At 37.3% G+C, this 20,081-nt stretch carries 21 protein-coding genes and 2 riboswitches; of the genes, 5 read left to right on the top strand and 16 right to left on the bottom strand.

The genetic code is table 11. The features are described 5' to 3' along the window. Positions 1–720: 720 nt before the first annotated feature. The 7 genes from ACIQ38_RS18665 to ACIQ38_RS18695 form a co-directional block, all read right to left on the bottom strand. On the bottom strand, positions 721–2,007 hold the full coding sequence (locus tag ACIQ38_RS18665) for a methyl-accepting chemotaxis protein (RefSeq protein WP_402826589.1): 1,287 nt from the start codon (positions 2,005–2,007) through the stop codon (positions 721–723). Between the two features lie 131 nt (positions 2,008–2,138). Then, a complete protein-coding gene (locus tag ACIQ38_RS18670) occupies positions 2,139–3,407 on the bottom strand; it encodes a nucleobase:cation symporter-2 family protein (RefSeq protein WP_402826592.1) in 1,269 nt (422 codons plus the stop codon). After that, entirely contained in the window at positions 3,404–3,991 is a 588-nt protein-coding gene (locus ACIQ38_RS18675; RefSeq protein WP_402826954.1) for a xanthine phosphoribosyltransferase, read from the bottom strand. The genes ACIQ38_RS18670 and ACIQ38_RS18675 overlap by 4 nt, the downstream gene beginning before the upstream one ends. A gap of 150 nt (positions 3,992–4,141) precedes the next feature. After that, positions 4,142–4,243, bottom strand: a riboswitch (purine riboswitch). A 139-nt stretch (positions 4,244–4,382) separates the two neighbouring features. Then, positions 4,383–4,679 carry a hypothetical protein gene (locus ACIQ38_RS18680; RefSeq protein ID WP_402826595.1) on the bottom strand — a complete coding sequence of 99 codons (297 nt, stop codon included), beginning with the start codon at positions 4,677–4,679 and terminating at the stop codon, positions 4,383–4,385. A 108-nt stretch (positions 4,680–4,787) separates the two neighbouring features. Then, positions 4,788–5,696 carry a methyl-accepting chemotaxis protein gene (locus ACIQ38_RS18685; RefSeq protein WP_402826598.1) on the bottom strand — a complete coding sequence of 303 codons (909 nt, stop codon included), beginning with the start codon at positions 5,694–5,696 and terminating at the stop codon, positions 4,788–4,790. 24 nt (positions 5,697–5,720) lie between these two features. Then, positions 5,721–6,809, bottom strand: coding sequence for an NAD(P)/FAD-dependent oxidoreductase (locus tag ACIQ38_RS18690; RefSeq protein ID WP_402826600.1), 1,089 nt, complete (start codon positions 6,807–6,809; stop codon positions 5,721–5,723). 3 nt (positions 6,810–6,812) lie between these two features. Beyond that, positions 6,813–7,844 (bottom strand): S66 family peptidase, encoded by a 1,032-nt coding sequence (locus ACIQ38_RS18695; protein ID WP_402826957.1) that lies wholly within the window; start codon positions 7,842–7,844, stop codon positions 6,813–6,815. Positions 7,845–7,963: 119 nt separating this feature from the next. On the opposite strand from ACIQ38_RS18695, the gene ypfJ reads away from it, so the two are divergent. From ypfJ to ACIQ38_RS18710, 3 genes are all read left to right on the top strand, one after another. Next, positions 7,964–8,812, top strand: coding sequence for a KPN_02809 family neutral zinc metallopeptidase (gene ypfJ, locus ACIQ38_RS18700; RefSeq protein ID WP_402826603.1), 849 nt, complete (start codon positions 7,964–7,966; stop codon positions 8,810–8,812). Between the two features lie 102 nt (positions 8,813–8,914). Further along, on the top strand, positions 8,915–9,763 hold the full coding sequence (dapF, locus tag ACIQ38_RS18705) for a diaminopimelate epimerase (RefSeq protein ID WP_402826606.1): 849 nt from the start codon (positions 8,915–8,917) through the stop codon (positions 9,761–9,763). A gap of 498 nt (positions 9,764–10,261) precedes the next feature. Then, positions 10,262–10,825: a 3D domain-containing protein gene (locus ACIQ38_RS18710; RefSeq protein ID WP_402826609.1), complete on the top strand. Its 564-nt coding sequence runs from the start codon at positions 10,262–10,264 to the stop codon at positions 10,823–10,825. A gap of 75 nt (positions 10,826–10,900) precedes the next feature. On the opposite strand, the gene ACIQ38_RS18715 is transcribed toward ACIQ38_RS18710, so the two are convergent. The 3 genes from ACIQ38_RS18715 to ACIQ38_RS18725 form a co-directional block, all read right to left on the bottom strand. Further along, a complete protein-coding gene (locus ACIQ38_RS18715) occupies positions 10,901–11,533 on the bottom strand; it encodes an NUDIX hydrolase (RefSeq protein WP_402826612.1) in 633 nt (210 codons plus the stop codon). 56 nt (positions 11,534–11,589) lie between these two features. After that, on the bottom strand, positions 11,590–12,228 hold the full coding sequence (locus ACIQ38_RS18720; protein ID WP_402826615.1) for a FusB/FusC family EF-G-binding protein: 639 nt from the start codon (positions 12,226–12,228) through the stop codon (positions 11,590–11,592). Positions 12,229–12,380: 152 nt separating this feature from the next. Then, entirely contained in the window at positions 12,381–12,644 is a 264-nt protein-coding gene (locus tag ACIQ38_RS18725; protein ID WP_402826618.1) for a CD3324 family protein, read from the bottom strand. Positions 12,645–12,906: 262 nt separating this feature from the next. Between ACIQ38_RS18725 and ACIQ38_RS18730 the strand changes: the two genes are divergently transcribed. Continuing rightward, on the top strand, positions 12,907–14,037 hold the full coding sequence (locus ACIQ38_RS18730) for a polysaccharide deacetylase family protein (RefSeq protein WP_402826621.1): 1,131 nt from the start codon (positions 12,907–12,909) through the stop codon (positions 14,035–14,037). 63 nt (positions 14,038–14,100) lie between these two features. Here the strand turns inward: ACIQ38_RS18730 and ACIQ38_RS18735 are convergent, their stop codons facing one another. Both ACIQ38_RS18735 and ACIQ38_RS18740 read right to left on the bottom strand, forming a co-directional pair. Beyond that, complete coding sequence (locus tag ACIQ38_RS18735) at positions 14,101–14,349, bottom strand: DUF3006 domain-containing protein (RefSeq protein WP_402826624.1); 249 nt, start codon at positions 14,347–14,349, stop codon at positions 14,101–14,103. Further along, positions 14,336–15,532, bottom strand: coding sequence for an MBL fold metallo-hydrolase (locus ACIQ38_RS18740; RefSeq protein WP_402826627.1), 1,197 nt, complete (start codon positions 15,530–15,532; stop codon positions 14,336–14,338). Before ACIQ38_RS18740 ends, ACIQ38_RS18735 begins: the two co-directional genes overlap by 14 nt. 174 nt (positions 15,533–15,706) lie before the next feature. Beyond that, positions 15,707–15,751, top strand: a riboswitch (PreQ1 riboswitch). Positions 15,752–15,758: 7 nt separating this feature from the next. Here ACIQ38_RS18740 and ACIQ38_RS18745 point away from each other — a divergent pair. Beyond that, positions 15,759–16,241 carry a QueT transporter family protein gene (locus ACIQ38_RS18745; RefSeq protein WP_402826630.1) on the top strand — a complete coding sequence of 161 codons (483 nt, stop codon included), beginning with the start codon at positions 15,759–15,761 and terminating at the stop codon, positions 16,239–16,241. 48 nt (positions 16,242–16,289) lie between these two features. On the opposite strand, the gene ACIQ38_RS18750 is transcribed toward ACIQ38_RS18745, so the two are convergent. The 4 genes from ACIQ38_RS18750 to ACIQ38_RS18765 form a co-directional block, all read right to left on the bottom strand. Further along, positions 16,290–17,183 carry a glycine betaine ABC transporter substrate-binding protein gene (locus ACIQ38_RS18750; protein WP_402826633.1) on the bottom strand — a complete coding sequence of 298 codons (894 nt, stop codon included), beginning with the start codon at positions 17,181–17,183 and terminating at the stop codon, positions 16,290–16,292. A 6-nt stretch (positions 17,184–17,189) separates the two neighbouring features. Next, the gene (locus tag ACIQ38_RS18755) at positions 17,190–17,834 is read right to left on the bottom strand and encodes an ABC transporter permease (RefSeq protein ID WP_402826636.1); all 645 of its coding nucleotides are present in this window, start codon (positions 17,832–17,834) and stop codon (positions 17,190–17,192) included. Beyond that, positions 17,835–18,797 carry an ABC transporter ATP-binding protein gene (locus ACIQ38_RS18760; protein WP_402826639.1) on the bottom strand — a complete coding sequence of 321 codons (963 nt, stop codon included), beginning with the start codon at positions 18,795–18,797 and terminating at the stop codon, positions 17,835–17,837. A gap of 136 nt (positions 18,798–18,933) precedes the next feature. Beyond that, positions 18,934–19,953, bottom strand: a complete 1,020-nt coding sequence (locus ACIQ38_RS18765; protein ID WP_402826642.1) for an LLM class flavin-dependent oxidoreductase — start codon at positions 19,951–19,953, stop codon at positions 18,934–18,936. Positions 19,954–20,081 lie beyond the last annotated feature (128 nt).

Raw genomic sequence — 20,081 nt, forward strand, 5'->3', positions numbered from 1 at the left:
AAGTTTATATTTTTTAGTGTTTATTTTAGGGATAATGCGTCGTAGTGAGTTCTATTAGGTGACAGCTGTGATTTTCACTGCAGGACGGACGCTTTCCGTGGGGTGAGTGATGAGCCTTCACCGCCGCTTAGGGGTACGTTGTGAAATCTCATCTTACTCAGGCAGAGGAACAAAGGCTAAGAACGCCACATCGTGTGGCAACGCCTTTGTGACCAACCTCCTGTTGGCCCCCTTCGGAGTCGCCGCCCTGCAGCGAAAATCAATGGAAAATACTCACTTATCAGTGTCCAAAATTAACAATAAACGGTGAACGAGATAATCTTGCCTTTGAACTCGACAAACTAGTCGGGCAGATACCGGCTATACAAGTTCGGTAGGCTTTTAGGCATATTATTCCTATAATATACTTAAATCATGGTCATCTCAATCTAAGTAAACTTGCTATTGTAATAAATTAGTTGCTCTCATCGGCAATTTAGTTGCTTTCATGTTGATTTTAGTTGCTTTCAGTGTAGAATTAGTTGCTTTCAACAGCTTTTTGATTGCCCTTATCTATTTTTTGGAACTTTCCATGACAGTGTGAGACCCTGCAAGAGCGTTAGCGACGTAGCGGCTTGTCACTCGCCCGGGGGAAATATAGTAGCCTCCTTACCGAACTCTCTAAGACGCATTTTCTCTACAGTGCACATTAGTCTACTAAAAAAATTATCAATGAATCTATCATATTTCCTTAATCGTATCATCTAATAATTTGGCAGACTCAAGAATTTGTATGGAGGCATTTCCAATAGACTCTATCGCTACAGTTAAACTGTTTATTTCCATTCCAATTTCATTAGATTCTACAGATACTTCTTCCACCATATGAGCGATATTCGAAAATGCATGCACCGTTTGTTCACTTTCTGTTAATCCTAAAACAGCTAATTGTTGCACTGCTTGAAGAGCATCGACTACTTCCATTTGTGCGTCATTTGAAACCCCTACTAACAAATCAATTTGTTCTACTGAGGTTTTCGTTTGTTCTGCTAATTTTCGTACTTCATCCGCCACTACTGCAAAGCCTTTTCCATATTCACCAGCTCTTGCAGCTTCGATCGCGGAGTTTAATGCGAGTAGATTTGTTTTTATTGCTATTTCTTTCACCATTTTAACTACATTTAATATTTCATCCGATGATTGATTTAATTTATCAATCATTTTTGTCATGGAAGAGGTTTTATCATATATTTCTTGTGTATTATTCGTTAATGCCCGGATTGCTTGTTTTCCATTTTCTGCTGTTTGAATAGTCTGTATGGACGTTTCTATTCCTTTTAATACATCCTCTTTTACTTCTTTGGACGTCCCAATTAGTTCTTCCACGGAGGCGGTTGTTTCAGATGATTGTTTCTCTAGCAAACTGACTATGCCACTCAATGTTTCTTTTATGGTGCTTTTCATTCCTTCTTCTTTTTCAATCGATTGTTGTGCGGCATATCGATCATACTCTTCTATCACTAACTGTTGTTCATAACTCATGATTATTTGGAGTGCTTCTAGAAATTCAATTTCTTGTTCTTTTAGGAGGTTCTTCATCAAAATTTCTTTCATCAGTGAATTTTGCAATTGATGACATGCTGCTAAGTACCATTTTGTTTCTAATCCAATATGTACATGTATTTTAGCTAGATTCTTCCGTCTATTTATGTAAGCGTCATCTATCGTTCCACTAAACCATTCTGCGATATGTGTTTTAAGTGTTTTCTCTAAACGTTGCCTTGAACTATGCTTATTTATAATAGCTACTAACGCGGGATTTTGCATAATTGAGTCATAAAAAACTTGTACTGCTTTTGGGATGTATTCTACTATTAAATGTTCCATTTGACGTAACGATAGAAGGACTTCTTTTGTTAAATTAATTAATCTTAACTGTTCCAAATGTTCTTTATCCGTGACCTCTAGCTTTATCTCAAAATTTTCTGCATTGATGACTGAAACTATATTTCTTTTTTTCCAATACAACTTTTATCACTCCTCGATATAATTGTAACAAGATAAAAACCTAACTACAGTGACTTTTGTCACCACCTATAATTATTTTTACCTACAAAAAAAGCACAGAGATATGAGAATCTCTGTGCCTTTTATTTAACTTATTTTTTAAAAGGAATCATATTGAAGATAATGTTCAGCACGATTGCTGTTACACTGCCTGCTACAATTCCATTGCTCGTTAGGATCTGGAAGCTGGCTGGAAGCGATACAAATAAGTCCGGAACTACTGTAACCCCAAGCCCCATCCCAATCGAACAAGCAATGATCATTGAATTATCACCCGAACCAGATACTACTTTGCTAAGCATTTTTACGCCTTGTGCTACTACCATCCCGAACATAGCAATCATGGCGCCACCTAGCACAGACTCTGGAATAATAGTCGTAAGGGCGGCTATTTTAGGAATGAACCCTAGCGCGATCAGCATACCACCTGTTATGTAAATAATATTTTTCGTTTTAACACCCGACATTTGCATTAAACCAACGTTTTGTGAAAAAGTGGTGTACGGGAATGAATTAAAAATACCACCTAATAACACGGCAATACCTTCTGCACGATAGCCTTTTGATAAATCTTTTTTCTCTATTTTTTTCTCCAAAATATCACCAAGTGCAAAGTAAACGCCTGTCGATTCGACCAATGACACCATTGCCACCAAGATCATTGTAAAAATTGGCGACCATTCAAAAGTTGGTGCACCAAAGTAGAATGGCTGAATCATATGAAAATAACCAGCTTCGACTACAGGAGAAAAATCTACTTTCCCCATAAATATCGCTGCAACGGTACCCAAAACAATACCGAGTAAAATAGAAATCGCCTTAATAAAACCAGTTGAAAATCGATAAAGCAACACGATGAAAAGTAATGTACCAAATGCCAATGAAATATTGGAAACCGACCCAAAATCACTTGCACCTTGTCCCCCACCCATATTATTAATCGCAACAGGAATAAGGGTAATCCCAATAATCGTTACAACAGAACCGGTTACTACCGGCGGAAAAAACATCACAAGATATCCAAAAACACCACTGACTAATATAACAAAAATACCAGATACGATAATGGCCCCATAAATAGCGGAAACACCATATTCCCCGCCAATGGCAATCATTGGGCCTACTGCTGTAAAGGTACATCCTAAAACTACGGGTAGTCCAATACCAAAAAAGCGATTGCTCATCACTTGTAAAATGGTTGCAACACCGCACATTAAAATATCAATGGCAACTAAATACGTTAACTGCTCCGAGTTAAGACCAATGGCCCCACCTACAATAAGGGGAACAATAACCGCTCCTGCATACATAGCAAGAACATGTTGAATACCAAGTGCTGTATTTCTTACGGCATTATTCATGAGATAGAGTCTTCCTCAAAAAAAGTGACTTGTCCATCTACTAAAGATTTAATATTCGCAAGTGACTCTACTCGAATTCCTTTTTCACGGATCAGGCTTCCACCTGTTTGGAATCCTTTTTCAATAACGATGCCAATTCCAGCATTTTTAGCATTTGCTTGCTCTAAAATTTCTAATAGTCCAAGAGCAGCTTGTCCATTTGCAAGGAAGTCATCAATAATTAATACTATATCATCGCTGTTAATAAAGTCTTTTGATACAGAAATCTCATTTGTTTCATTTTTCGTAAAGGAATGTACTTTCGACGTATATAAGTTTCCAGATAAAGTGAGTGATTTACGTTTTCGAGCAAAAACAACCGGAACACCTAACGTTAAACCTGCAAACATACTCGGTGCAATACCAGAAGACTCGATTGTTAAAATTTTCGTAATACCTGCTTCTTTAAAGCGTGCAGCAAATTCTTCTCCAATTGCTTGCATTAGGACAGGATCAATTTGATGGTTCAAAAATGTATCTACTTTCAACACATTTTCAGATAATACTTTACCCTCTTGCATAATTTTTTCTTTTAATAATTTCATCACTAATTGATTCCCTTCATATTCAATTTTTTTAAAACAAAAAAGCTCGAAGCCATTGCGTCCAACCATACTAGGAGTGGAACAATGTCATTCGAGCTTGATCAATTCGAATTAAAATAAAAGAAATCATGACAATTATGCCATAATCCGATCATTTCATTGTGCGCTCATAGTCAGCTTATTTATGGTAAGCCGGTAGAAACTTGCAGGCCATATCCCTGCGATTATACGAGTTGATTATTTTAATATTTCTCATTATAGCATGACCATTCTCTAATTCAATGACTATAAAATAAGTTGAACGATTCACAAAATTCAGTAGTAAAGTATTACAATATCGTTGCGGGTGCCAGGCACCTGCAACAATACTGTAATAAACCCAAAATAATTGTTATATTTTATTGTCTGCTTTTAGTGATTTGAAGGCATGGATGAAAGAAGTTGGATTGACTTGAATTTTATACGAAAATACTCCTTGGTTTGTATGTAAGTATAGGATTCCTCCGCCAAACGAAAAGGTTTTGTGAGAGATGTCGTGGACGTTTCGAAGCTCAAACTGATGGCTGGCTGAAGTAATTTTGTCCGAGTTTAGTAGGAGTTCGTACTGCATTTCAATTTGTTGCATTTGATAATAAAAATCTATTTTTCGTTCAATTTCTATATAAATAATGGAATGCTCATTCAACATTTATCCCTCCTATTTCACTCTACAGTGTATCACGTCTTAGTAATTGCTATACTACCACAACTAGCTGAGGGCTATCCCCAATAGAGATAGCCCCAGTTTTGAATATAATTAAATAAGCTTAACGAACTCTTTCGTTTGCGCCTCTAACTTCTCGGAAGCTGTGGTGATACCTTTAAATTCCTCGAGTGCTATACGAATTTCATCTTGGCTTTTTTCGATACTTTGCTGAGATTTTCCGTTACTTTGCGTCACTTTATTCACTTCTTTTGTAATACCTTCTATATTTTCACGGACTTCCACAATAGAATCTTCTACTCTTGCTGCGAGCTTTCGAACTTCTTGTGCTACGACATTAAATCCTCTTCCATGTTCTCCCGCCCGTGCAGCTTCAATCGCTGCATTTAATGCAAGTAGATTCGTTTGAGCTGCTATTTCTCTAATGGTTTGAACGATGCCACGAATAGAATCAGCTTGTACTTGTAAGTTTTCTAATGTTGCGGTGTTTTCTTTTGAAACGCCGGCAATTTCATCGATTCTCTCGAGCAATTCTTCATTTCTTTTAATACCCATTTCTGCACGGTCACTCAAGTCTTCGGACATTGTATTAAGTTCTTTCGTTACTCCCATGATCGTATTATGTCGATCTGTAACGTTCATAGCCACCTTCGTTACGCCTAATACTTGACCACGCTCGCCAAAAATTGGCATATACGTTGCTTCTAACATAACACTGTTTCCTTTAGCACCTTTACGCTCTACTTTAATATGACATGTCTTTCCTGAGAACAACTCTTTCCAGAGCTTCTCATATTCAGCACTTGTCGCATATTTTGGAAAACAAAATTCTCGGTGATTCATCCCCATCATTTGTTCCTTCGTATAGCCAAGTTCATTGGCAAAATTATCATTCACATAGGCTACCCGACGGTCTAAATCAAACCGAATAATCGCTAAGTTTTTTTCTAACGCGCTTACAACTGTCATGTCATTTACTTCTTCCACTTGAGAAAAACCCATCCTATTATCCCATCCCTCTTTCAATCAATTCGGGGCGTATGCAGATATATCAAGCACTGTTTCTTTCCCCAACGCTAATCTAGCAAGTTCAGCACCTACAAATGGTCCCGCCGTTAATCCCGATGCTCCTAGACCATTCGCAAAATAAATCGTTTCAAAGCCAGGTAAATTCCCTATTACGGGGAGAAATTCAGGTGTGTACGGCCTAAATCCTACCCGCACTTCTTTTACCTCAGCGTTTTCAATAGATTTAGCAATATCAATAGCATTCTCTAGTAACTCTCGTTTTCCTTCCTCTGTTACACGAATATCATACCCAGTATTTTCTTCGTAGGTAGAACCAGCTATTACTTTCCCATGTTCGAAAGCTAGCAAATACTGATTGGTTGGTGGCAACACTACCGGCCAGTCCTCAGTTCTTTCGTCCGCTATTTGGAAGTGCATAATTTGCGCTTTTTGAAAACTCACTTTCATATCTTTTTCTAATGTAGATGGAATTTCATTGCCCCAAGCACCTGCAGTTAAGATAATCTTATCCGCTACTAATTGTTTGCCATCAACGAGAACATTACCATCCTGAAGACGCGCATCCCCATGAATTACTTCCGCACCAAGCTTTGTTGCAGCACTGGTTAAAGCATCTCGCATTGCCCGACCGTCTACCCTTGCAGCTCCTCCGACGTATAAGGAGGAAAAGTCTTCCGAAATAAGTGGAAATAAGGACTTTGTTTGGTCCGGAGAAAGTATTTTCAAGTCCCCAATTTCAGGAGCTTCTTCTCTTTTTTCAATTGCACGCTCCAACATTTTTTGTAGCTTTTTCTCATCATTTTGCAAGGCAATTGCCCCTACTTGTTTATATCCAATCGAAGTTTCCCCTAACTCCTCAAGCTCTTTTACAAGTTGTTTATAGTATTTCGCTCCATTTCGAACGAGTGCATACCATTTTTTATTTCGACGCTGTGAGATCCAAGGACAAATAATTCCTGCTGCAGCCGCTGATGCTTGCCCTAAATCCTGTCGATCAATTAGTGTCACTTTCACATCCTGTTTTGCCAAATGATACGCAGTGGAGGCACCTAAAATTCCTCCACCGATCACGATAAAAGAAGCCATTTATTACTCCACTCCACTTTCTAAAATAGAAAAAGCACGATTATCACAATCGATTTCTGCCATAGCTCCATATGGTAAAACAAATTTTGGTTCGGTATGGCCGAAATTTAAGTTGTAAAGAATCGGCAAATCCGTTATATTCAATTCCTTCATAATTCTCAAAATGGATTCTTTATATTCCTCATAATATTTTTCATGTTGTGGTTTTCCGAAGACAATTCCTTTTACATTTTGTAAAATGCCTTGCGAGCCATAGTTTCTTAGCCAATATTCGATATAGGTAGGTTCAGGAGTATCTTCCGATGTTTCAAAAAATAAAATACTATTCTTCCAATAAGATTGGTCTGGCCAAAGAGACGTCCCTTTTGCAAATTCTAATACTTCAATACATCCACCAATTAGTCGACCTTGTACTACTCCTTTGCCTTGAAGTACTTCGTATCCTTTATTCGGATTCATTTTACGTTGTGTATTTTTATTCTCAACAACCCATAACAGACGTTCACTAGTCCATTCCTGTGCCTGTTTTATATCCCCGATTACTTCATTCGAGAACAATGACTTTTTCAAAGCTTCTACTGTGTAATCATACATTTCCACATTTTCGGCGAAGTCCGTTAATATTGCAGGACCGTAAAAAGAAGAAATTCCTGCTTTGTGGCAAAATAAATGCGTTACAGTAGCATCTGAGTAGCCAATAAATATTTTCGGATTGGAACGAATGACGTCAAAATCAATATATGGAAGCAGTCGAATGCTTTCACTCCCACCAATATTGGAAATGATTGCTTTAATTGTTGGGTCTTTAAAAGCATTCATCAAATCCTCTGCACGAACCTGCGGATTTTCGTATAAGTAATCAGCGCCCTTTAAACTGTTTGGCATAGCAACGACTTCAAGCCCAAACACTTTTTCTAGACGTTCGACTCCTTGTTCATATCTCCACTTTAAATCAGGTTCCCCTGCTCCGCCCCAAGATAAACTAATCGTAGCCACTTTATCTCCTGCTTGAAGCATCTTTGGTTTTATTAGCATCATTATCAATCCCCATCCTTTTCATATAATTATAGCGTAAATATTCCATTTATTATTGTCTAAAGTTAATAAAATTGGGTATAAGATAATTATACAAGCTACGAATGGAAGTGAACGAGATGAAATGGCAAGGTAGAAAGCAGAGTACCAATGTAGAAGACAGACGCGGAAAAGGCGGCGGAAAAGCTATTGCTGGTGTAGGCGGAGGTCTAGGATTAATAATAGTGCTTATCGTAACCTTGCTTGGTGGAAATCCAGAAGATTTAATGGGCAATCTAGGTATAAATGAGCAATCTAGCTCTATCCCATACGAAGAAACAGAACAGGAAAAAGAACTAGCAGAATTTGTATCTGTTGTACTCGCCGATACAGAAACAGTTTGGACAAAAATATTCCAAGAACATGGCTTACAATATACAGAACCAACGCTTGTGCTCTATACAGATAGTGTAAATTCGGCATGTGGTGCTGCTGGTGCATCTGTCGGACCTTTTTATTGTCCAGGTGATCAAAAATTGTATATCGATTTAAGCTTCTACCAGGAACTACAAGAGAAATTCCATGCACCTGGTGATTTTGCTATGGCCTATGTGATCGCTCATGAAGTAGGTCATCATGTACAAACACTGTTAGGAACTTCGGACAAAGTAATGCCCCTTCGTCAACAATTAAGCGAAGAAGAATTCAATAAATATCTTGTCCGGTTTGAGCTTCAAGCAGATTATTTCTCTGGAGTATGGGCAAAACATGCACAAGGAATGGACTTGTTGGAAGAAGGAGATTTAGATGAAGCACTGACTGCTGCAAGTGCGGTCGGCGATGACACCTTGCAAAAACAAGCTATGGGTTATGTCGTACCGGAAAGCTTTACGCATGGTACTTCTGAACAACGTAAATCTTGGTTTTACAAAGGATATGAAAACGGAACAATTGAAGGTGGAGACACATTTAATACGAGTTCCCCTTAATGCAGATTCTTCTAGAGTCTGCTTTTTTAATTGACCTGAACAAAAGAAACTGATTATAATGAAAATAAATTGTTCCTTTTAATGGAAATGAGAGTGTGCAAAATGAATATACCTTTTACAAAAATGCATGGCTGTGGAAATGATTATATATATATTAATTGTTTTGAGAATGATATCGAACAGCCCGAAAAACTAAGTATAGCCATTTCCGATCGCCATTTTGGTGTCGGAGGAGACGGGATAGTGCTTATCTGTCCATCTGAACACGCAGATGCGAAAATGCGAATGTTTAATATAGATGGCAGTGAAGGTAAAATGTGTGGCAATGCTATTCGTTGTGTAGCCAAATATGTATACGACAATAATATTGCAAAAAAAGAATTGCTTCAAATCGATACACTTAGTGGTATTAAAACGATTAAAGTACAAGTAAAAGGTGACCAAATGTATGCTGCGACAGTTGATATGGGAGAAGCTATTTTAACACCCTCCGCTGTACCAATTTTAATAGATGCCAAAGAACCATTGATTGATTTTCCTTTACAAATTGAGGAAACGATTTACAATATTACGACAGTCTCCATGGGGAATCCCCACTGTGTTTTATTTTACGATGATATCGCATCCCTTGATCTACCCGTTATAGGACCAAAATTTGAGCATCATCCTTTATTTCCGGACAGCGTGAATACAGAATTCATCCAAATCGAAAATCGACATACGATTCATATGCGCGTTTGGGAGCGAGGAAGTGGAGAAACTCTCGCTTGTGGCACAGGTGCTTGCGCGGCGGTAGTGGCATCTACTTTAAACGGCTATTGTGATAAAGATACAGATATTACCGTCAAGCTACTCGGTGGAGAACTGATTATTCGTTATACTGACAATAGCGTTTTTATGACAGGTCCGGCTGAAAAAGTTTTTGAAGGTATGTATCAGTGGAAGGAATAAAAATGCATAATTCCTCTATTTGCTGTGTTTGGAAGAGATTTCCCAAATCTGCAAAGATTGTCCCGTTTTCGAAAGGGATTGTCCAACTATTTAGCGAGATCGTCCAACTTTACAGAGAGATTGTACAGCTTAGTGGAGAGATTGCTCAACTTACGCGCAATTGGCAGGAATGGCTCATCGTTCCTACAGCGGGAATAATCATAGCGGATATACTACGACACACTTTCCCTATACTACCTTCAATCGAAAAAATAACATAACTTAATTGCGACATGTAAAAGTTATCCGTATTTTATAGTTTACTAAGCAGAAATAAAAGCCCTTCAAATATTTATTTGAAGGGCTTTTTACATTTCCAAATGACAAAATCCTACAATTTTTTATTGTTTTGTAATATTAGACTCCTACTTTGTAATGTTATTGGTAAACCGTCGTAATATTCCTGTAATATAACACTGCTAATATATTGATTAGACTAAATAGCAAGGGGTAGAGTATTTGAGAAAAATTCTTGGGACACTCATCATCACATTTGCATTATTGGTTAGCGGAACTACAACAGGTGTGGCCGCATCTTCATCGCACACCGTACAAAAAGGAGACACATTATATAAAATTGCAAAAACATATAATGTCTCGATTTCCAATTTGAAATCATGGAATAACTTAAAATCTGATACTATTCAACCGAAACAAATACTAAAAATCACGTCTACAAAACAAGCTGCAAAAACGAAAAATCCTTCTCGCTCGAATTCAGAAGATAAAGTCGTGAAGGAAATTGTTGTATCTGCAAGTGCATTTACTGCCAACTGCAACGGCTGCACTGGGATTACAAGTACAGGGATAAACTTGAAAAAGAATCCGGATATTAAAGTAATAGCGGTAGATCCAAGTGTTATTAAACTGGGGACAAAAGTCCATGTAGAAGGTTACGGCTATGCTATTGCAGGTGATACTGGCGGAAATATTAAAGGAAATAAAATTGATGTGTTTTTCTCCTCAAAAAGCGATGCGTATAAATGGGGACGTAAAAACGTAACGATTAAAATATTGGAATAGCCAAAGATGACTCCGACATTTAGTTGGAGTCATTTTCATATTAATGCGTAGTTTAAAGTTTTTGAATCAGGCGACTTAGTAACTATCTCTGATTATTTTCCGGATACCATGAATTATATCTACATAATAAGACTGGTCATGTAGTACAAAGTTACTTTTCGTTACGATTTTATTGATTAAAACTCTTTTCCCGGTTTTATCTATTTCGAAACCTTCTACTAGAATCTCTTCTAAATCTCCTAACCAAAGCTTCGAAAATTGGTTGAATTCTGCTCGAACAACTCCTGAAACCTCTTCTGTTTGAAGGACAAAATCATCAAAACTTACATTACATTTATACACATAAACATTTGCCAACTCTTTATCAATAAGTTCCCCTGTAGTCACCGAATAATCCAATACCCCAAGTGAAACTAACTCCTCAAACGAAACACCGATTCCAAGTTCTTCCTCCACTTCTCTAACACCATCACGTACCGTCTCGGTAGCTAATAAATGACCAGCAGCCGTGATATCTAACAGTCCAGGATAATCCTTTTTGGACTCACTGCGAATTTGCAAATAGATATAATCTATTCCTTCTTCCCTACTAACAAACCAACAATGAAACGTTTCATGCCAATACCCTAGTCTATGCACCTCATGGCGTGAAGCCTTCCCAATAGCATTTCTCTTACAATCAAAAATTCTAAGCAATTCCTCTTCCATCTCTATACCCTACCTCCTTTTATTACAAAATTGTTACAGGTGCCTGGCACCCGACATTATCCTTTTATTAGATTTACAAATTCGTTTAGTTTGTCTAATGAGGTTAAGTTATGGTTACATTTTTGACTGTCTTGGCAAATATAATTGCCTCTTTTAATATAAGCATCTTGTGTTGCGCCTTTTACTGCAGAGGTGAACATTCCAATTTCCTCGATGCGATTGCATAGCGCACAAATACCTTTTTTGTTGGAAACGGTGTAGTCTCCTATAATTCCCACTAGTTTACCGTGATTTTCTACAATAAGGAATTTTTTATTGGAGCCTTTATCCAACCATCCTAAATAAGAAATCTCTCGAAAGTCTATATTTTCAAGAGTAGGTGTTTTTAGCTTCTTTACTTTTGGAAATAACTTTTTAATCGTTTGTTCTGTTACTTGTTTAAAAGGGATGACAAAGGGTTTTATTTGTTCCAATAATGCTTCGGCATCTGCTTTTTCTTTAATTTCTATAATGGGATCTAATGGTTGTTTTTGTTCTTCGTTTAGATTTTCGAATAAATTGGATATTTTTTCGCTAGTGATAGACTTTAAAGCATTTAATACGCGCTGATCGTTTACGGTAGAATGACCATTTATTAACGCTTGCCCTTGTTTTTTTATAAAATTAAATTGATCATTTCTAATGAAAGGATCCATAATTATCTCTCCTTAATACATTTTTCCCCACTGTTTTCTACTAGTTTATTGTAACGGGAAGTTATCTTTTAATAAATGGAAAAGACGATTAGGAAATGTTCTTTACATACAAAAAGCTGATAATCCTTTTACGAATTTATCAGCTCCAAAAATCACTTCGTATAAATAATCTTTTTAATCGTTTCAACAGATAGGAAAAACTCTTCCGCTAATTGATTCATCGAAATTCCGCTTTTATAAGCCTGTTTAATCGAATAATTTCTATCATCGATTCTCTGTCTTTCTCCAGATAGTGTTCCCCACTGTTTGTAGTTGTTATCTAGTTTCGGAATATAGATAGTTTCCCCTTGTATATACTTCTGGATTTCCTTTATAAGATCTTCAGGTAATACAGAAGTTGCTTTTACATATGTCATTTTGCTCGCTCCTTATCTTGTTTAACTTTCAATAAGGTGCAAAGCCGACATTATGAAATGGCGATTAAAGGCCTTCCCACGCAAAGTATCGCCTTTCTATAAGTAGGCTTTGCATGAGATGTTGCACTATCTGGCAATCTATAATTATTTGCCACGAAACTCACCTCTCTTTATTCATAGTTTATAACAAGCATACATGGATTACCAAATACATATAGTTTTAAAAAAGAGATTCAAAACTATATTAGGAGTGGTCCATTTCATGAAAAGATATTTAATAATATTCGCAGCTTTTATCATTTCTACTATTTTTAGTACAACCATTGGACAAGCGGCCGCTGTTCCTGTAACTTATCATATAGCTTTCCAAGATCAATTGCTTGATTTTAGTGATATTAAAGTTATTAATCAAGATACAAAAGTTCCACTGGAAGAAATTGCAGCTGATCTAGATATCCCTTTTGAAATAGAAAAAGGCATTACTTACATACGAAAAAACGGCATAGAAATTAGTTACAACGAAAAGTCACAACTCACAGCCAAAGACGCTGTAGTACTCGAGTGGTCTCCAATTGTTAAAGTCGATGGCAAACTTTTTATCAGTGTGGAATATATCGTAAGTGAAATTGGATACAAATTGAAAAAATTCCAAAAACAGAATACACAACGTATATACAAAGAAGATTGGGCTCACATGACGCACGCTAATTTTGAAATCTATTTAGACAAACTTTTGAATAAAAAACAACCCTCGACGATTAAGTCAAAAGCGAATGTCTATATAACATTCGACGATGGTCCTAACAAATTTACAGCAATCAATAACTCCATATTAAAAAAATATAAGGCCAAAGCAACTTTCTTCTTTTTAGGTAAACATATGAAAAAGAATGCATCCATTATCAATTCGGTAGTAAAAGATGGGCATTATATTGGGACGCATAGTATGACACATGATAAAAACAAAGTTTATCTTTCTTCCAAATCGTTCATAAATGAAATGATTGAAGGAGCGAACCTAGTCAAAAAAATGACGGGAGAAGACGCAAAACTTGTCCGTACTCCCTATGGCAGCAAACCACATATAACAACTGCCATGAAAGAAGAGCTAGTCAACAATGGCTTTAAACTATGGGATTGGGACGTCGATTCAAACGACTGGAAATACACCGATAAAGAAGCCAACAAAATCGTCCAAAACGTCCAAGTCGGAGTTGAAAAAGCCTACAAATCTGGAGACAAAGACATTATTATCCTTCTCCACGATCGTAGCCAAACAACAAAAGCACTGCCAGAAATAATAGAATGGATTCAAAAAGAAGGCTATACACTTAAAACATACGAACCGGACCATCACATCGTACAAAACTTCCTGCGCGACAACACCCTTTAAGCAATTATGACAGATACGTTACGGGTGCCTGGCACCCGTAACATATCTGTCATAATAACAATTTTATTTTCGCGCGTTTTTCAACTGTTCCAGTAATCCTCGTACTTTTTCTCTTTGGTTCTCTGTATCCTGTACTAATGGTTCCACTTTGTATTTGTTATTCTCCAAGAACACATTTACAATATCTCCCTCTTTTATGCTCTCATCAAGTTCTGAAGTAGGAATATGCAGTGTTTCTATTTCATACGGGTGTTTTAAAAATACCGCGTGCTCCCCTTCTATTCGATCAAGTGTGTATTTATTCGACTTCACTCATCACTACCCCTTTCTCATTTAGTAGCTGCGCTGCATCTCCTTCGTTTCTCCACATTTGTCGAGTTGTCCATTTTAAATGGCTTGCATCTTCTTTTGCATCAGGACCGCTCGTAATATAAATGGTTTCTCCCGCATCGATAGACATATTTGGAAAATTGTATACTTGATTGCCCGCAACCGAAAGCAATTGCCATCCTGCTAAATTTACTGCTTCTTCCCCTTGATTTGTAATACCGACAATTTCTTCATGTACATCTTTTTTCGAAATATAAAGCGGTGTGTCTGCTACACTTTCTTCTTCCTTCCGAATAGAATCCGTCTCCACAGTGTAATCTCTTCCATCCGTTTTCACTACAATATTTCCTACTTCTGCAGTGCTATAAATGTCTGAATCCACTTTTTTCAATCTAGTCACGACTTCAGGAGTAGGATGACCATACATATTATTTTCTCCATAACTTAAAATCGTCACTTCCGGTTGAACTTCGCGAATAAAAGCATCTGAACTACTCGTATCTGAACCATGATGCCCAGCTTTCAAAACGGTAGATTTCAAATCATATTCGCTAAGCATACTTTTTTCCACACCTGCATCGGCATCACCTGTCAATAAAAATGAGATATCCTCATATTGCACTTTTAACACAATAGAAGCCTCATTATTATCATTGGCATTTCCCCCAGTATTCAATACAGTGATTTCTAGATCCGAATCTAAAGGAATCGTATCGCCTACACTTGGTACAATAAACGGGATATGCTTATCCAAAATAAGCTGTAACATATTCTCATATGTTTCGGTAGTATGCTCTTTACCCGAATCTATGAAGTTTTTAATTGAAATTGAGTTGAGCACCGCTAGCAGTCCACCAATATGGTCAGCATCCGGATGAGTCGCTACAACATAATCTAACTTTTCTATTCCCTGTTGCCTTAAATAGGTCACTACATCCTTTCCTTTTTCCTTTTTTCCTCCATCGATGAGCATTTTCTTTCCTTCTGGAGATTGAATAAGAATCGAATCTCCTTGTCCAACATCTATAAAATGAACACTCATTTCTTTATTAGCGTTTGAAGATGTGTTTACTTTCGTTTCTTGACTTCCATTTTGCGTATCTAATGTGCAACCAAATGTTAGGAGCACCATCAATACACTAATAATCGATAAAACTTGTTTCATATAAATCCTTCTTTCTTTATACCGCTCCCAATTTACTATAGTAAATTAAAGAACCAATTATTTCCTTAAAAGTGTTACAGTTATATTGCGGGTGCCAGGCACCCGTAATATAACTGTAACACTCTCCTTGACAAAGGTTCTACTTTTGTCATAGAATTATCAATTGTGATTACAAATTACGTGGTTCGAGAACCTCCCACGGAAAAAAACTAAGGAGAAATGAATAATGAAAACGAAAACTCTTGCAATAAGTGGTATTATTGCAGCTTTATATGTTGCGGTTTCGCTTCTAATCGCACCTTTTGCATTTGGTGCAGTGCAATTTCGTATTGCTGAAATGTTCAATCATCTGATTGTCTTTAATAAAAAATACTTTTTTGGAATTGTACTTGGTGTAATAGTGACGAATATGTTTTCTCCAATGGCTGCATATGATTTAACATTTGGGGTAGCACATTCAATCATTACTTTATCACTTACTGTTTTTGCATCGAAGTTTATTAAAGGTCATGTTGCACGCATGGTATTCAATACGCTAATCTTCACATTTACAATGTTTATCATTGCATTCGAGTTACACCTTGCTTTGGATTTTCCATTTTTCTATACATGGTTAACAGTTGCAGCTGGTGAATTTGCTGTATTAGCAGTAGGTATTCCAGTTATAAATGCTTTAAATAAACGACTAAATTTTAAAGCAATGATTTAAATAATTTGCACCCGGTTCCTAACTTAAATGGAACTGGGTGCTTTTATTTTATTTATCGATTAAACCTTTCTCCACTAAGAAATCATGCGCAACATCTTCTGCTTTTTCTCCATCAATATCTACTTTTGCATTCATCTTTAACATATCCTCTTCAGAAATTTTCCCAGCTAACTCATTTAACACTTCATCTAGCTCCGGAAACTTCTCTAATGCTTCTAAACGTACAACAGGAGCTGCATCATACTTAGGGAAAAATCCTAAATCATCTTTAGTTGTTTGTAAGTTAAAACGTTCAATACGTCCATCTGTTGTAAATGCTGGAATCACATCGACTTCTCCATTTTTGACCGCTTCATACATCACATTAGGATCGAGGCTTTTCGTTTCCGTGAATGTAAATGGATAGGAGTTAATCAAATCATCAAAGCCATCACCTTGCCGCTCATAAAAAGCATGAGGTGCCCCAAACACCATGTTCCCAAACCTGGAAACTTCCACAAGATCAGAATAAGTCTTTGCTTCATAGTCTTTGTCACTGGCATAAGCTAATGTATACGTATTTTCAAATCCAAGCGGACTTAACCAAGTTGCTTGAAACTGCTCTTCATATCCTTTTTTTACTCGTTCCATTACACTTTCTGAGCTTTCACCTACTTCAGATGACTCTTTTAGCACATCTTTTAAACCGGTACCTGTGTACTCCACATATAAGTCAATATCACCTTGCTCAAGTGCTGGTGTCATAATTGCCACTTCTCCAAGTCCTTCTTTATACTCTACTTGATAATCTGTACGCTCTTCAATATATTGCCCTAAGATTTGCGGCAATATATATTGTTCCGTCCAGGGCTTCCCACTTATAACGAGCGTTTCTCCTGAGTTCGAACAAGCACTTAATAATACAATTGCTGCAGTTCCGATCATGACGAACACTTTCTTCATACTTCATCATCTCCCCGTATTTATTCCTTTTGGTGTCGCTTTTTTCTCGATCCATTTCAAAGCAAGATCAAACAAAATGGCTAATAAAGCAACGGGTAACGCTCCTGCTAAGACGAGCGCATTATTATATGATTGTAAACCTCGATAAATAACATCCCCTAGCCCCCCTGCCCCAACAAAAGTAGCTAGTGTCGCGATTCCAACCGTTAAAACAGTAGCAGTCCGAATACCCGCCATGATAAAGGGCAAAGCAAGCGGAAACTCAATTTGCCATAACAATTGATTGGTCGTCATCCCCATTCCACGACCTGCTTCAATTATCGAATCATCTATTGATATAATTCCAGTATATGTATTTCGCAAAATAGGTAAAAGTGCGTAAATAATTAAGGCAATTAATGCAGTCATCGTGCCTATTCCGATAAGTGGCACTAAAAATCCAAACAAAGCCAGACTAGGAATCGTTTGAAAAACAGCGGTCACCCCAATAATTGGTTCCGCAAATTTTCGGTACCTCGCCACAAAAATACCTAATGGCAAAGCAATGCCAATACCTATCGCTAACGCAATAAAAGATAAATAAATATGTTGCAAAAACGAAGCCTGTATTAAGTCAGCTCTACTTTGAATCGTATCTAAAAAAATTTGCATTTAAGATACCTCCTCCTTTGCAAGGATTGCACGTAGAAGAATAGATTGATTCACAAAGCCCAACTCTTTGTTTCCCTTTTTTACTAGCAACTTTTTCGTTCCTTCATTTTCTAATAAAGCAATTGCTTCTTCTACTAAAGTGGAGGCATCTACTACTAAATACGAGGATTGTTCGTCTTGTTCAAAAAAAGATGTAAACTCATCTAGCATACGCTTTCCAACTGATCGCTTTCGATTGATTCGCTCTATACCTATGAAGTTTTTAACAAAATGATTGATTGGAGTTTCTATTATTTCAGTAGGTGTACCTATTTGCTCAATCTGACCATTTCTCATCAAAACAATTATGTCCGCTATTTTTAAAGCTTCATCCATGTCATGTGTAACAAATACAATTGTTTTCTTCAGTTTTTTTTGTATTTTTTTTGTTTCTATTTGTAATTGCTCGCGACTTATGGGATCAAGTGCACTAAATGGCTCATCCATTAAAACAATCTCTGGATTTCCAGCTAACGCCCTTACCACTCCGATTCGTTGCTGTTGTCCGCCACTTAACTCCAAAGGATATTTAGACAAATACTGTGCAGGATCCAGACCAACCATTTGCATTAGTTCATAAATCCTTCCATATGTTTTATCTTTTGGCCAACCTTTCAAATTCGGAACAAGCGATACGTTTCTTTCAATCGACATATGCGGAAACAAGCCTATTCGTTGAATAACATAGCCAATTGTTTTTCGAAGTTCCACTGCATCTACCGAAGAGACTGCTTTCCCTGCTACATATACTTCTCCGGAGGTTGGAACTTCTAAACGATTGATCATTTTCATCAACGTTGTCTTCCCGCAACCACTTGGACCTATAATAGCAACTAACGCTTCTGCGGGAATGGACAATGAAATATTGTTTAATGCCTTTGTTCCATCTTCAAATACTTTCGTAATCTTATCAAATTGGATCAACTAGGCTTTCCCCCTTATTACACTATATTTAACTGTAACTCTATATACCCTAAAAAAGTTTTATTGAAGCATAAAAAAAAGTAGAGGATGGAAATTATATTCCCCTCTACTTTTCTAACAAGCAAGACAAGCCTATTTAATTTTCTTTCATCCCCGTCACTTCTGCCACTATTTCATACGAGCGGAGTCGGGCTTTATGGTCGTAAATCGTGGAGTTAATAATTAATTCATCCGCATCTGTTTCTTCCGCAAATGCTTGAAGTTTCTCTTTTACTTCTTCTGGATTTCCGATAATTGTCGATTTTAATTGATTCAGAATACTTTCTTTTTCAAGTGGATTCCAAATTCCTTCCATCGTTTCAACTGGCGGTTGGATTTGACTAGGGTTGTTTCTGATTAAACTTAAAAACTGCTGTTGATGTGTTGTCGAAAGTATTTTTGCCTCTTCTGTTGTATCTGCTGCCACGACATTGACGCCAACCATCACATACGGTTTGTCCAATACTGCTGATGGCTCAAAATATTGACGATAGCGTTCAAGTGCTGGCAATGTATTTTCCGGAGAAAAATGACTGGCAAACGAAAAAGGTAATCCAAGTTGGCCAGCTAAAGTAGCACTGAAGCCGCTAGATCCAAGTAACCAAATTGGAATATCTTGTCCCTCACCTGGTATTGCTCGTACTTTATTAAACTTAGAATTGGCATCTAAGTAGCCACGTAACTCTTCTAGTTGCTGAGGAAAATCATGCCCACTGCTTCTTGAATCACGACGTAGAGCCATTGCTGTTATTTGGTCCGTTCCTGGTGCTCTACCAAGCCCTAGGTCAATTCTTCCGGGATATATTGCCTCTAGCGTACCAAATTGCTCGGCAATAACTAAAGGTGCATGGTTCGGTAACATAATACCACCCGAACCTATCCGAATTTTTTCTGTTGCTGCTGCCACATACCCCATTACTACCGAAGTAGCGGAACTCGCTATACCTGGCATACTGTGATGCTCGGCAAGCCACACACGATTATATCCCCACTTTTCTGCATGCTGCGCTAGATCTTTCGTATTTTGAAATGCTTCTGATGGAGAGCTGCCTTTTGTAATAGGTGCTAAATCCAATACAGAATATTTGATATGTCCGGATGCTTTTGTATTGCTCAATTATCTCGTCCCCTTATTATTAATAATGGTTTCAGTTAAACGATAACGCACTCTTCATGAAAAACAAAATAATTGAACCTAAAAATAGCAGACCTTATACAAAACCCGATTGTATAAAATCTGCTACT

The organism is Psychrobacillus sp. NPDC096389, assembly GCF_044762855.1.
In the GTDB taxonomy this organism is placed as follows: Bacteria; Bacillota; Bacilli; order Bacillales_A; family Planococcaceae; genus Psychrobacillus.